This is a genomic window from Brevundimonas sp. (assembly GCF_044239655.1).
Classification (GTDB): Bacteria; Pseudomonadota; Alphaproteobacteria; order Caulobacterales; family Caulobacteraceae; genus Brevundimonas.
Genome location: NZ_JBIIAY010000028.1, coordinates 16143 through 29583, shown reverse-complemented (window position 1 = coordinate 29583; position 13441 = coordinate 16143). Strand labels below are relative to the sequence as shown.

Here is a 13441-nt window from a genome sequence, read left to right as displayed (position 1 = left end):
TTCAGCTTCGTCGACGTCGCCCGGCGCGCGGCGAAGATCATGCCCAACGGCGGGTCGATGATCACCATGACCTATCTGGGTTCCGAGCGGGCCATTCCGAACTACAACACCATGGGCGTGGCCAAGGCCGCGCTGGAGGCCGCGACCCGCTATATCGCCCGCGACCTCGGCCCCAAGGGCATCCGCGTCAACGCCATCTCGGCCGGCGCCATGCGCACGCTGAGCCTGGCCGGCATCTCGGGCGGTCGCGGCATGATCGCCCAAGGCCGCGCCATGTCGGCGATGAAGGAAGACACCTCGATGGAGGGCGTCGCCGGCGCCGCCCTGTGGCTGTGCTCCGACCTCGGCTTCTCGACCACCGGCGAGGTCATCCACGTCGACGCCGGCTTCCACATGATGGGGTTGGCTGGCGACGAGGAAGGCTGAACGGCAGCGTGAAGCGCCCTCGGCTTGGAGATGTGTTCGAAATCGACCTGGGTCCCCACGGCTGCGGTCACGCTCAGATCGTCAAGGTCGGGGCTGTTTTTCAGATTTCAGTCTTGTCGGAAATCCACCCCGAGCCATTGCCGGTGTCGCGGTTGAAAGCTGATGCGCCGCTCGGGTTCATCTGGACCACCGACGGCGATTACAAGCGGGGCGTCTGGCGCATCATCGGAAATTTGCCGACCCCACGTTCCGTGCCCGAGCCGCGTTCCAAGGTAGGACTAGGCGGCAGGGTTGCGATTGAGGACTCTCAACAGAAGTTCATCAGGGTGGCGACGGCTGAGGACGAAGCGTTCTACGACTTCAGGCTCAGTGTCTCATCACCATCCGTAGCGACCTTCATACTGGCCCATCATGGGCTTGCCGGCAGCACCCCGGATCGACGGCACTACGCAAACTACCAGACCATGCGAATGGGCGATCCGCCCCGCTAGCGACGGGCATCAGATGATCTTTCTGTAAGGACACCTATCGCGGATGTTTGGGCCGAAATACCCACCTTCGGACGCCGCGCCCGGAGGTGTCCGAAAACCCGCCCTCCATGACTGTCCATGTGGCGGATTTTCGCACATTTTGACTCGATCCGGCTGCCTTGCCTGATTGATCCAAGCGGGCGGGCCGATAGGCCGACGCGCGCGGCCCTTTCGGGTGCCTAGTTTGCGAGGGTAACCGCTGATCACACATGGCAGCCCACGGCGGGAAGAACCTCAACGGTTGTCCCATCGCAAGCTGGGCTCTAGGAACGGGCTGCCCCGGAACGCTTCTCCGGGCCGTCTCGTTCGCGAAAGCCCGCCATGCCCGATCAGACCGACAAACAGACCTTCTCCGACCAGGACGCGCTGGATTTCCACCGCATCCCGACGCCGGGCAAGATCTCGATGGCGCCGACCAAGCCGATGGCGACCCAGCGCGACCTGAGCCTCGCCTATTCGCCCGGCGTGGCCATCCCCGTCCTGGCCATCGCCAAGGATCCGGACCTCGCCTACGAATACACGGCCAAGGGCAATCTGGTCGCCGTGATCTCGAACGGCACGGCCATCCTGGGCCTGGGCAACCTCGGTCACATGGCGTCCAAGCCGGTGATGGAGGGCAAGTCGGTCCTGTTCAAACGGTTCGCCGACGTCGACAGCTTCGACGTCGAGGTCAAGACCACCGATCCGGACGAGTTCATCACCGTCGTCAAGAACATCGGCGACACCTGGGGCGGCATCAATCTGGAGGACATCAAGTCCCCCGAATGCTTCGTGATCGAGAGCGAGCTTCAGGACCTGCTGGACATCCCCGTCTTCCACGACGACCAGCACGGCACGGCGATCATCTCCACCGCAGGCCTGATCAACGCGGCCCATATCGTCGGCAAGAAGCTGGAAGACCTGAAGGTCGTGCTGGCCGGGGCCGGCGCGGCCGGTCTGTCGTCCATCGGCCTGATGAAGGCGGCGGGCGTCCGGGCCGAGAACACCGTGATCGTCGACCGGGACGGCGTCGTCTACAAGGGCCGGCCCACCGGCATGGACCAGTGGAAGGCCGCCCACGCCACCGACACCCCGCACCGGACGCTGGCCGAGGCCATGGTCGGGGCCGACGTCGTGCTGGGTCTGTCGGCCAAGGGCGCGATCACCAAGGAGATGGTGGCCTCCATGGCTCCCAATCCGATCATCTTCGCCATGGCCAATCCGGACCCGGAAATCACGCCCGAGGACGTGCTGTCGGTCCGCTCCGACGCCATCATCGCCACCGGCCGCAGCGACTATGTGAACCAGGTCAACAACGTCCTGGCCTTCCCCTATCTGTTCCGGGGCGCGCTCGACGTCCGGGCGCGGCGCGTCAATCACGAGATGAAGGTCGCCTGCGCCCAGGCCATCGCCGCCCTGGCGCGCGAGGATGTGCCCGACGAGGTCGCCGCCGCATACTCCGGCCGCAAGCTTAAGTTCGGCCCCGACTACATCATCCCGACGCCCTTCGATCCGCGCCTGATCTGGTACATCCCGCCCTTCATCGCCCAGGCGGCCATGGATACCGGCGTCGCCCGCGTCGCCATCCCCGACATGGACGTCTACCGCGCGGCCTTGCGTGAGCGGGTCGATCCGTCCGCCGCCCTGATGCAGAAGATCTCTTCGTCGGTCCGCGCCGCGCCGAACAAGCGTGTGGTGTTTGCCGAGGGCGAGGAGACATCCGTCATCCGCGCCGCCTGGGCCTTCAAACAGTCCGAACTGGGCACCCCCATCCTGGTCGGCCGCGAGGATCTGATCCGTCAGAACGCCCACGAGGCCGGGCTGAATTTCGACGACCTGGGCATCGAGATCGCCAACGCCCGGGTGAGCCACAAGAACGCCGAGTACACCGACTGGCTCTACGCCCGCCTACAGCGCCGCGGCTATCTGCGTCGCGACGTTCAGCGGATGATCAATCAGGACCGCAACTATTTCGCCGCCGCCATGGTCGCCCTCGGTGACGCAGACGCAGTGATCTCGGGCACGACCCGGAACTTCAACATGGTGCTGCGCGAGATCCGCCGCGTCATCGACGTGAAGGACCGGCTGATCGGGGTCTCGATCCTGCTGGCCAAGGGTCGCACCCTGTTCGTGGCCGACACCTCCATCAACGAACTGCCCGATGCCCAGGAGCTGGCCGAGATCGCAATTCAGGCGGCTGCGACGGTGCGCAAGCTGGGCCGCACCCCCCGCGTCGCCTTCCTCAGCCACTCGTCCTTCGGGGATCCTCCCGGTGAACGGGGCGAGAAGGTCCGCGAGGCGATCCGTATCCTGGACCGCATGGGGGTCGATTTCGAATACGAGGGTGACATGCCGCCCGAACTGGCGCTCGACCCGTCGGCCCGCGCCAACTATCCGTTCATGCGCCTGTCGGCCGACGCCAACGTCCTGGTCATGCCCGCCATCCAGTCGGCTTCGATCTCGACCCGTCTGGTTCAGGCCCTGGGCGGTGCTACCGTGATCGGCCCCCTGCTGGTCGGGCTCGAGAAGTCGGTCCAGATCGTCAGCCTGGGTGCCTCGGTCTCGGAGATCATCACCGCCGCCACCTTCGCCGCCTACGAACGGGCGGCCGAGGCGGGGTGATGGCCGCTCAGGTCGCTTCGGCGGCCGGCTTGTGGCGGCGCAACAGCAACCAGCACAGGACGACCGCGGGAATACCGACACAGGCCGTGCCGGCGAAGAACAGCCCATAGGCCTGCATCAGGGGCCGGCCCTGCTCCAGGGTCTCGACCGCCACGCCCGAGAAGCCCTTCAGGAACTTTCCGAGCAGGGCGTAGAAGGAACTGAGCAGGGCATACTGGGTCGCCGTGTAGCCGAGGCTGGTCAGGCTCGCCATGTAGGCGACCAGGGCCGCGCCCGCGAAGCCTTCGGAAAAGTTCTCGACGAACAGGACCCCGCCGAACACCGGCGTCGACAGGCCGACGACGGCCATCAGCGTATAGCCGAGGTTCGACAGCGGACCGATCAGGGCCCCCAGCAAGAGCGTCTTGCCGAACCCGAACCGCACGGCGAACAGCCCGCCGGCCGCGATACCCAACAGGGCTGCGATCAGGCCGACACTCAGCCGCATGGCCCCGATCGTCGGCTTGTCGAGACCGAGGTCGGCATAGAAGGGCCCCACCATCGGACCCATGACGAAGTCCGGAAGCCGGTACAGGCTGATCGCCGCCAGCATCAGGAGCGCGGCCGACCGGTGGGTCTTCAGGAAGGTAAGGAAGGGCCCGACGATGGCGTCGAACAGGCCGCGCGGGCTCAGCAGCGAGACCTGGCCCGTGACCTCGGCCAGGGTCCGGCGATCGACGGGCTCCTTGGCGAACAGGGTGGCCACGATAGCGATGCTCATGGCCGCGCCCCAGACCGCATAGGCCCCGTTCCAGCCCAGCCAGGCCGCGAAGAACAGGATCAGGGCATTACCCGCCAGGATCGCGAACCGATAGCCGAGCTGGAAGGCCGAGGTCAGCAGGGCCTGATCCTCGTCACCCTCGGCGCTCTCGATCCGCCAGGCGTCGACGACGATGTCCTGGGTCGCCGAGGCGAAGGCGGTGACCAGGGCGGCGACGCCCAGCGCCGTCAGGCCGCCCTCGGGGCCCACCACAGCCATGGCAATCAGGGACAGGCCCACAACGATCTGGGACAGCAGCATCCAGCCGCGCCGCCGACCGAACCGCCCTAGAAACGGGACGTCGAACCGGTCGATCACCGGGGCCCAGAGGAATTTCATCGAATAGGCCAGTCCGACCCAGGAGATGAAGCCGATGGCCGCCAGTTCCGCCCCGCCCTCACGCAGCCACAGGCTCAGCGTCGCCCCGGTCAGCAGGAAGGGCAGGCCCGAGCCGAACCCGATCAGCAGGGCGATCAGCACCCGACCCCGCCCCAGGGCCCGCAGCACATCGCCTGCACCGGCGGCCTTCTTCGGCGCATCCGCCACGGGGGTGTTCGAGCCGTTCGGCGGGGCTTGGTCGGTCATGGGCGCGTGTCTCCGGAGGACGCGCCCTTTCCCCCGAAAGAGCCCGCGTCGTCAGGCGACCTTGGCGCGCTCCGGCCGGTTCGTCCAGCGGGCCAGGGCGGTCCGCAGCGGCTCGATCTCCAGCGGCTTGGTCAGGTGATCGTCCATCCCGGCCTCCAGGCACGATTTCCTGTCCTCGGCGAAGGCGTTGGCGGTCAGGGCGACGATCGGGGTGCGGTCGCCGCGTGCGCGGATCGCCCGCGTCGCCGAGGGGCCGTCCATGCCGGGCATCCGCATGTCCATGAAGACCAGATCAAACCGCGCCCGCTTCATCGCATCGACCGCCTCGTCACCGCTGGCCGCCGTCTCGACGACACAGCCCTCGCGCCGCAGCAGGGTACGGGCCAGCAGCGCCCCCACCGGATTGTCTTCGACCAGCAGGACGCGCGTTCCGGCAAAGCGGACCGGCGTGATCCGATCGTCGTCCGCCCCCGGCCCGGCCGATGTCCTGGCCGTCGGTATCTGCGCTCCCGAAGCGGCCAGCACCCGCTCGGCCAGGGACGCCCGCCGCAGCGGCTTGATCAGATAGCCGTGGAAGCCTGCGGACCGGTACCGCGCGATCAACTCCCGTTCCGACGGCTTCAGCATGACCACGGCCTGGCCCATCGCGGGCCGCGCGGCCAGACTGCCCGCCGGGGCGTCCGCGTGATCGATCAGGGTGACCGGTGCCGTGTCGGCGATCGTGCCGCCGCTGGCGACGATCTGGTCCTGCGCCGCTGCCTGCACGAAGGGATCGGAGGACCAGACGGCCGTGGTCAGACCTGTCAGTGCCTGGGTCCGCGCCTCGTTTTCGCAGGCGTCGAAGGTGGCCTCAAAGCGGAACCGCGATCCCCCTGCCCGGTCCGCACCGGGCCGATCTTCAACCGTGACCGACCCGCCCATGGCCTGGGCCAGACGCGCCACGACGGCGAGGCCCAGGCCTGCGCCACCGAACCGGGTCGCATCCGAGGCGTCGACATGGCCGAACTCCTCGAAGATTCGCGTCCGCGCCTCGACCGGTACGCCCGGCCCGGTGTCATCGACGATGAAGGCCAGCCGGGGTCGATTGCCGTCGCCGCCGGGGACCCGCTCGACCGCGATGCGAACGCCGCCGGTCGCGGTGAACTTGACGGCGTTTCCCGCCAGGTTGAACAGCACCTGCCGCAACCGACCTTCGTCGGCCATGATGTCGGGCGCGTCGGCCGCGACCGACCAGACGATCTCCAGCCCCTTGTCGTGGGCGCGCGGGCTCAGAAGCTCGCAGACGCCGCGCACCAGGGCCTCGAGGTCCACCGGTCCTGAATCGAACTCCAGCTTGCCGGCCTCGAGCCGGGCATAGTCCAGCAGGTCGTTGACCAGCCCCAGCAGATGTTCCGCCGATGACTGGGCCGCCTCGGCATAGGATCGCTGCGCCCCGTCCAGCCGGGTCCGGCTGAGCAGACCCAGCATGCCGATGACCCCGTTCAGGGGCGTACGCATCTCATGGCTCATCAGGCGCAGGAACTGGTCGGCACTGCCTGCGCCTGCCGGTTCCGCCGTCTCCGTCTTGACCTTGCGTCGCGCCATGTCGCCTCCGTGAGGCGGCAGGATGCACAACGAGGGTTAAGGTCTCTTTCCCGTCACCAAACCGGGACGTCGTTCCGCCCGTGCGAGGCCGTCTGGCGGTCGAACTGGGCCTCGGCACCGACGGTCGTGCGGCGATAGATCAGGGCCTCGGCGATATGCCTGCGCAGCACCCCATCCGCCCCCTCCAGATCGGCGATGGTGCGGGCCAGCCGCAGGGTCCGGGTCCAGCCGCGCGCGGTCAGGCCCCCGGCCTCTCCGGCCCGCATCAGCAGGGCGCGGCCCGCGTCGTCGGGGGTGGCGAACCGCTCCAGCAATTCGCCGGAACACCGGGCGTTGATGCCCTGATCGCGCGCCTGATCGGGATCGAGCCCGGCCCGGACCACCCGCTCGGTCTGCATGGCCCGGGCGGTGGCCACCCGCGCGGCGGCCTCGGCCGTGCCTTCGGCCGGGGCCGGCAGGGCCATGTCGGCGGCGGTGACGGGCGGGGTCTCTACCGTCAGGTCGATGCGGTCGAACATCGGGCCGGAGATGCGGTTCTGATAGTCGCGCTGGCATTTCGGCGCCTTGCCGCAGGCCCCCTTGCCGAAGCCGCCGACCCCGCAGCGGCAGGGATTCATCGCCGCGATCAGCTGGAACCGGGCCGGGTATTTGACGTGGTGGTTGGCACGGGCGACCACGATCTCTCCGGTCTCCAGCGGCTGGCGCAGGCTATCGAGCGCCTGGGCCGAATATTCAGGCAGTTCGTCGAGGAACAGCACGCCGTTGTGCGCCAGCGAAGCCTCACCCGGCTTGGCGCGGTGCCCACCGCCGGTTAGGGCCGCCATCGAGGCGGAATGGTGCGGTGATCGGAAGGGCCGCTCGCGGGTCAACGCCCCGCGCTCGATCAGCCCCGCCACCGACCAGACCATGGAGGTTTCCAGCAGTTCGGTCGGCGTCAGCGGCGGCAACAGGCCCGGCAGGCGCGCCGCCATCATCGACTTGCCCGATCCCGGGGGACCGATGAACAGGAGGTTGTGGCCCCCGGCGGCGGCGACCTCCAGCGCCCGCTTGGCACCCTCCTGACCCTTGACGTCGCGCAGGTCGGGCACCCGCGCCCCCATCTTCACCGGTCCCGGCTCGGGCGGCCTCAACACCTGGACGCCCTTGAAGTGATTGATCATCCCGATGAGCGATCGGGGCGCCAGTATCGAGACGTCCCCGGCCCAGGCGGCTTCCGGCCCATTGGCCTCGGGACAGATCAGGCCCAGCCCCATGGCATGGGCCGCCACCGCTGCCGGCAAGGTTCCCCCGACCGGGGCGATCCGCCCGTCCAGACCTAGCTCGCCCAGCGCGGCCCAGCCTTCAAGTTGATCCGGCGCGATGACCCCCATGGAGGCCAGCAGGGCGAGAGCGATCGGCAGGTCGAAATGACTGCCCTCCTTGGGCAGGTCGGCGGGGGCCAGGTTGGCGATGATCCGTTTGGCGGGCAGGGCCAGGCCGATCCCGGCAAAGGCCCCGCGCACCCGTTCCCGACTCTCGGCCACCGCCTTGTCCGGCAGGCCGACGATGGAGAAGATGCCGTGCTCGCCGCCGCTGAGTTGCTGGACCTGCACGTCCACACGCCGTGCATCCACGCCTTCGAACGCCACCGTCGCGATACTGGCCAGCATGACCCGCCCTCATGTTTCACATGGAACGAAACATGAACTAAGGCGAAATGCAACCCACCTTATGCAACCGCCCGTTTCGCCTCGATCACGTCCCACATCAGCGCGGTGGCATCGATGCCGGTGAACCGCTTCAACTGCTGGGCACCGGTGGGGGAGGTGACGTTGATCTCGGTCAGATAGTCGCCGATGACGTCGATACCGACGAAGATCAGGCCCTTGGCCTTCAGCGTCGGTCCGATAGCGGCACAGATTTCCAGATCGCGCGGGGTCAGCTCGACCGGTGCCGCCGTGCCCCCGACGTGCAGGTTCGAGCGCACCGCCCCCTTGGCCGGGATGCGGTTGATGGCACCGACGGGCTCGCCGTCGATCAGGATGATGCGCTTGTCGCCCTTGGACACCGCCGGGATGAATTTCTGGATCACCAGCGGATCGCGCGATGCTCCCTGATGGATCTCGATCAGGGCGTCCAGATTGGGATCGTCGGCGCGCAGCTTGATGACGCCAGAGCCGCCGTTGCCGTGCAGGGGTTTCAGCACCACGTCGCCGTGCTGTTTGTGGAAGGCGGTGAGGGCGATGGGATCCGAGGTGATCAGGGTCGGCGGCTGAAGACCTGGAAAGGCCGTGACCATCAGCTTTTCGGGGGCCGAACGGACCTCGGCCGGGTCGTTCACCACCAGGGTGCCGGGATGGACCGTCTCCAGCATATAGGTGGCGGTGACATAGGCCATGTCGAACGGCGGGTCCTGGCGCATCAGGATGACGTCGATGTCGGTGGCGAGGTCCAGCTTGACCCAGTCGCCGAAGGTCACGTGGTCGCCCGCGACATGCTTCAAGGTCACCGGCCGGGCCCGGCAGAACAGCCGGCCCTCCTCCAGCGCCAGGGTGCGGAAGTCATAGACCCACTGTGCGTGACCGCGATCCTGCGCCGTCATCATCATCAGCCAGGTCGTATCGACCTCGATATCGACCCCTTCGACGGGGTCCATCTGGATGGCTATTCTGAGCATATGGGGACCTTGCGCCTTCGGGGCGGGCTTAGGGATTAGGGAGTAGGGCTTAGGGAAAGCAAGGGCGACTCGCCATCATTCCTAAGCCCCAAGACCCAAGCCCCCCTCCCTAGTTCAGCCGCATCCTCAACCGGTCCATCGCCGCCGGCTGGACCACCATGTCCTGACCCCCGACGATGCGCGCCTTCATCAGGGCCTCAAGTGCGCCGTTCAGAGCGCCCTGCTTCTCGCGCGCTGCGGCGACGTCCAGCCAGGGGCGGTGGTCTTCGGGGTCGAGCAGGGCGCGGCGGAGGGCGGAGCGTTCGGCGGCGTCGAAATCCTCGGTGCGGATGGCGCGGGCGAACAGCAGGTTCTGCAGCCGGATCAGGGCCTGGCGGTCCGAGACCGGGGCCATCAGCAGGTCCAGCCGATCAGCCACGTGGGGAGTCAGCCCGGCCCGCAGGGCCCGGCGGCTGAGCTCGGACGGCAGGACGATCCGACCCTGGCTGAAGGGATCCAGCGCCACCGGCCCGGCAGGGGTCTCGACCCGCAGCATGAAGTGGTTGGGGAAGTCGACGCCCTGAGCCTTCAACCCCGCCCGCCTGGCCGCATCCAGATAGAAGACCGCCAGTGTCGCCGACAGGCCGCGCCGGCGCTCCGCCACGGCGATGATGTCGGTATTGGCCGGGTCGTCGTGATGCAGAAGGTCGCCGTTCAGCCTGAGATCGCCAGCCATGGTCTCGCTGAGGGCGTCGTCGGGGCTCTCGGTCGCGGCCCGTTCGCCGACCCGGTCGGCGGCGATATCCGCCAGGTCGCGAACCGGCTGGGGATCGCGGAACGGATAGTCGTGGATGGCGCAGGCGATCGCCGCCTCCAGCAGGGGAAAGGCGTCGTCCTCGGCCAGTCCGGCCTCGGTCAGGATGGTTTCGGCCTCGTCTCGCGTCACGAGAAATCGCCCCGGCTCGTACTTATGGCTGAAACATGGCGCGGAAATCGGCCGGGAGCCAGCGCCACCATATCGATTCTGAGCTCATGTCCGGCCAGGCTGGGTCGTCCGTGCAACACCGCCCGCCCGGCGGCGAGCAATCGCCGGCCCTGATCGGGGGTCACGGCGGCCAGGGCTTCGTCGAGCGTGGCCCGCTGTTTGACCTCGACCACGGCCAGGACGCGGCCGCGCCGGGCCAGGATGTCGATCTCGCCGGCGCGGCTCTTCAGCCGGAACCCGAGGACCTGATAGCCTTTCATCATCAGCCAGACCGCGGCGATCCATTCCGAGGCATGACCCGCACGGTGGGCCTGTCCGCCCAGCGTCTGTCGCCAGGCCGCCTTGGCGCGAGGTGCCGCTTTCGGCGCGCGGACCCGGACGGGCTTCATCCCTTGCCCTGAAGTTCCAGAGCGCGCCGATAGAGGGGCTTTCGCGGCAGGTCGAGCGCGGCCGCCACCTCCGACGCCGCCTCGCCCGTAGGCAGTCGGGCAAGGGCCTCGATCAGGGCTGCATCGGCGTCGGCGGCGGATGCGACCTCGACCTCACCGGGCCCCACCACGACGACGATCTCGCCCTTGGGTCCGTCGCAGCGCGGGTCGACGGCCAGTTCGGCCAAGGTCCCCCGGATCGCCTCCTCGTACAGCTTGGTCAGTTCGCGGGTGACGGCGGCGGGGCGCGGCCCCAGCACCTCGGCCATGTCGGCCAGGCTGGCGGCCAGTCGCGGCCCACTCTCGAAGAAGACCAGGGTCTGTCGCGCCGCCCTGACCTCGGCCAGCATGGTCTTCCTGGCCCCCGACTTGACCGGCAGGAAGCCGGCGAACAGGAACCGGTCGCTGGGCTGGCCGGCGATGCACAGGGCCGCCAGCAGGCTGGACGCGCCCGGGATGGGATGTACCGGCAGGTCGGCGGCGATGAAGGCCCGCGCCACGACGAAGCCGGGGTCGCTGATCACCGGCGTGCCCGCATCGGACACCAGCGCCACAACCTGACCCTCGCGCACCCGTTCGATGGCGATCTCGGCGGCGCGGGCCGAGGCGTGGTCATCGCACCGTTCCAGCTTCGCCTTCAGCCCATAGGCAGCCAGCAGCTTGGCCGTCACCCGAGTATCCTCGGCCAGTACCAGATCGGCGGCGGCCAGCACATCCAGCGCCCTCAGCGTCATGTCCCTGAGGTTCCCGATCGGTGTCGCGACCAGGTAGAGGCCGGGCGACACCCGTCTTGGTGGTGGCGCTGTCGGCGGGAAGGGGGAAGGCTCGGTCATCGCCGACGACCGTGACAGCGGCCCCTCACGTCAGCAAGGCTTTCAGCACGCTATCGAGGATCGGGCGACCCTTGTCGGTCGCAACGACCCTGCCGTTCACGATCACGAGGAAATCGTCCGCCACGAGGTCTGCGACGCGCGCCGTCGCTCCAAGCGTCTCGAATGCCGCCAGCGGCGCTCCCTCCACGGTACGCAGGCCCAGGAGTATCCGCTCTTCAGCAGCGGCGAGGTGGTCCATCGCCTCCTGTTCGGCCCAGGGCGCGCCCGCGGCGACGCCTGCGACGTAGTTTGAAATGCCTCGGTGGGCGACCGTGGCCGTCCTCACACCGCCGAGCGTCAGCCGCCCGTGCGCGCCCGGTCCGACCCCGACATAGTCGCCGCCGCGCCAGACGTGGATATTGTGCGCCGACCGGGCCGCCGTCCCCCGCGCATGGTTGGACACCTCATAGGCCTCGAACCCGGCCGCGCTCAGAACGGTTTGAGTCGTCTCATAGAGTTCGGCGGCCGTGTCCTCGTTCGGCGGGGTCCAGTCGCCTCTGGCTGCGGCGCGGCCGAAGGCGGTCGTGGGCTCGATCGTCAGCTGGTAGGGCGAGATGTGCTCGAACCCCAGGCCGACCGCCTCGCGCAGTTCGGCGGCCCAGCCCTGCGGCGTCTGGCCGGGCAGGGCGTGGATCAGGTCGATGGAGAGCCGGTCGAACGCCCGTCCTGCGACCTCGATCGCCCGCCGGGCCTCCGCCGCTGAATGGTTGCGGCCCAGGAACCTGAGTGCCGCGTCATCCAGCGACTGCACCCCCAGCGACAGCCGGTTGACCCCCGCACCTGCCAGAGTGGCGAAATGGGTGGCCTCCGCGTCCGTCGGATTGGCCTCCAGCGTGACCTCGACAGAGCCCTCGACCGGAAACAGCGCCCGAGCCCGGGCGATCACCGCCGCCACGTCGTCCGGCTGCATCAGCGACGGCGTCCCTCCGCCCAGAAAGATCGACGCCAACCGGCGCGGGCCGACCAAGGCCGCCTGCGCGGTCAGGTCGTCGAGGATCGCCGCGACCAGCCCGGCCTGTTCCTCGGCTCGCCCCCGATCCCGCACGACGTTGAAGTCGCAGTAGGGGCAGATGCGGGCGCAATAGGGCCAGTGGACATAGACGGCGACGTCAGATCCCGGATTGAGCGGATCAGTCAATCAGGGCGGCCCTGAGCCTGGCGAAGGCGCGCGCGCGGTGGCTGATCGCGTCCTTGGCCGCAGGCTCCATCTCGCCAAACGTCAGGTCGCCGCCTTCGGGAACGAAGATCGGGTCGTATCCAAAACCACGGTCGCCGCGCGGAGGAAACGTCAGCGTGCCGTCGACCCGCCCCTCGACGACGACGCAGGGCCCATCCGGCCAGGCCACCGCCAGGGCCGAGGTGAACCAGGCGGCGCGGTCGGTCGCGCCGACCTCCTCCAGCCGCGCCTCGACCTTGCTCATGGCGATGGAGAAATCCTTCGTCGGTCCGGCCCAGCGCGCCGAGAACACCCCCGGTGCGCCGTCCAGCGCCGCGACCGACATGCCGGAATCGTCGGCGATGGCGACCTCGCCCGACAGGGCCGCCGCATGGCGCGCCTTCAGCATGGCATTGCCGGTAAAGGTCGCCTCGGTTTCATCGGGTTCGGGCAGATTCAGCTCACCCGCCGTGACGAACCTGTAATTTTCGCCCAGCAAGGCGGCAATCTCCGGCACCTTGCCGGGATTGTGGGTCGCGATGACGAGCGTCATCCCATTGATCAGTCTCAGCATTTTAAGATCCCGTTTGGCCGTAACAATCCATTGCCAAAGTTTAATATCGTTAAACGATATGTAACGTGACGCGGCGGGTGGCAAGTCCTATCTATGTTCTCACGGACGGGGGCCGCACCGCTCCCGAGGAAGCCCGCTAAGGACTTTTTCAACCCTGCGGCAATATCAAGTGGGCAATAAATGACCCACATTCAGGAGAACTACGATGAGCACGATGAACGCCTCGCTTTTCATGGACCGCATTGGTGCAGTCCTCGTCAACGCCG

At 68.0% G+C, this 13441-nt stretch carries 12 protein-coding genes; 3 read left to right on the top strand and 9 right to left on the bottom strand.

Features of this window, described 5'->3' with window-relative positions:
* The 3 genes from ACILQR_RS05750 to ACILQR_RS05740 form a co-directional block, all read left to right on the top strand.
* Window positions 1-426: enoyl-ACP reductase (locus ACILQR_RS05750; protein ID WP_395650521.1), on the top strand; the 426-nt coding region annotated here is incomplete at its 5' end.
* Window positions 427-458: 32 nt separating this feature from the next.
* The gene (locus tag ACILQR_RS05745) at window positions 459-917 is read left to right on the top strand and encodes a hypothetical protein (protein WP_395650520.1); all 459 of its coding nucleotides are present in this window, start codon (window positions 459-461) and stop codon (window positions 915-917) included.
* Window positions 918-1277: 360 nt separating this feature from the next.
* Window positions 1278-3557 carry an NADP-dependent malic enzyme gene (locus ACILQR_RS05740; RefSeq protein ID WP_395650519.1) on the top strand — a complete coding sequence of 760 codons (2280 nt, stop codon included), beginning with the start codon at window positions 1278-1280 and terminating at the stop codon, window positions 3555-3557.
* 7 nt (window positions 3558-3564) lie between these two features.
* Here the strand turns inward: ACILQR_RS05740 and ACILQR_RS05735 are convergent, their stop codons facing one another.
* The 9 genes from ACILQR_RS05735 to rdgB all read right to left on the bottom strand — a co-directional run bounded on the left by ACILQR_RS05735 (window position 3565) and on the right by rdgB (window position 13175).
* Window positions 3565-4941 carry an AmpG family muropeptide MFS transporter gene (locus ACILQR_RS05735; protein ID WP_395650518.1) on the bottom strand — a complete coding sequence of 459 codons (1377 nt, stop codon included), beginning with the start codon at window positions 4939-4941 and terminating at the stop codon, window positions 3565-3567.
* 51 nt (window positions 4942-4992) lie between these two features.
* Window positions 4993-6525 carry a response regulator gene (locus ACILQR_RS05730; RefSeq protein WP_395650517.1) on the bottom strand — a complete coding sequence of 511 codons (1533 nt, stop codon included), beginning with the start codon at window positions 6523-6525 and terminating at the stop codon, window positions 4993-4995.
* Window positions 6526-6578: 53 nt separating this feature from the next.
* Window positions 6579-8174, bottom strand: a complete 1596-nt coding sequence (locus ACILQR_RS05725) for a YifB family Mg chelatase-like AAA ATPase (RefSeq protein WP_395650516.1) — start codon at window positions 8172-8174, stop codon at window positions 6579-6581.
* Between the two features lie 59 nt (window positions 8175-8233).
* Window positions 8234-9181 (bottom strand): glutathione synthase, encoded by a 948-nt coding sequence (gene gshB / locus ACILQR_RS05720; RefSeq protein ID WP_395650515.1) that lies wholly within the window; start codon window positions 9179-9181, stop codon window positions 8234-8236.
* Window positions 9182-9290: 109 nt separating this feature from the next.
* Window positions 9291-10106 (bottom strand): SirB1 family protein, encoded by an 816-nt coding sequence (locus ACILQR_RS05715; protein WP_395650514.1) that lies wholly within the window; start codon window positions 10104-10106, stop codon window positions 9291-9293.
* Window positions 10103-10534 carry a YraN family protein gene (locus ACILQR_RS05710; protein ID WP_395650513.1) on the bottom strand — a complete coding sequence of 144 codons (432 nt, stop codon included), beginning with the start codon at window positions 10532-10534 and terminating at the stop codon, window positions 10103-10105. Before ACILQR_RS05710 ends, ACILQR_RS05715 begins: the two co-directional genes overlap by 4 nt.
* The gene (gene rsmI, locus ACILQR_RS05705; protein ID WP_395650512.1) at window positions 10531-11406 is read right to left on the bottom strand and encodes a 16S rRNA (cytidine(1402)-2'-O)-methyltransferase; all 876 of its coding nucleotides are present in this window, start codon (window positions 11404-11406) and stop codon (window positions 10531-10533) included. Before rsmI ends, ACILQR_RS05710 begins: the two co-directional genes overlap by 4 nt.
* Before the next feature lie 25 nt (window positions 11407-11431).
* Window positions 11432-12583, bottom strand: a complete 1152-nt coding sequence (hemW, locus tag ACILQR_RS05700; protein ID WP_395650511.1) for a radical SAM family heme chaperone HemW — start codon at window positions 12581-12583, stop codon at window positions 11432-11434.
* Window positions 12576-13175, bottom strand: a complete 600-nt coding sequence (rdgB, locus tag ACILQR_RS05695) for an RdgB/HAM1 family non-canonical purine NTP pyrophosphatase (RefSeq protein WP_395650510.1) — start codon at window positions 13173-13175, stop codon at window positions 12576-12578. The genes hemW and rdgB overlap by 8 nt, the downstream gene beginning before the upstream one ends.
* Between the last annotated feature and the right edge of the window lie 266 nt (window positions 13176-13441).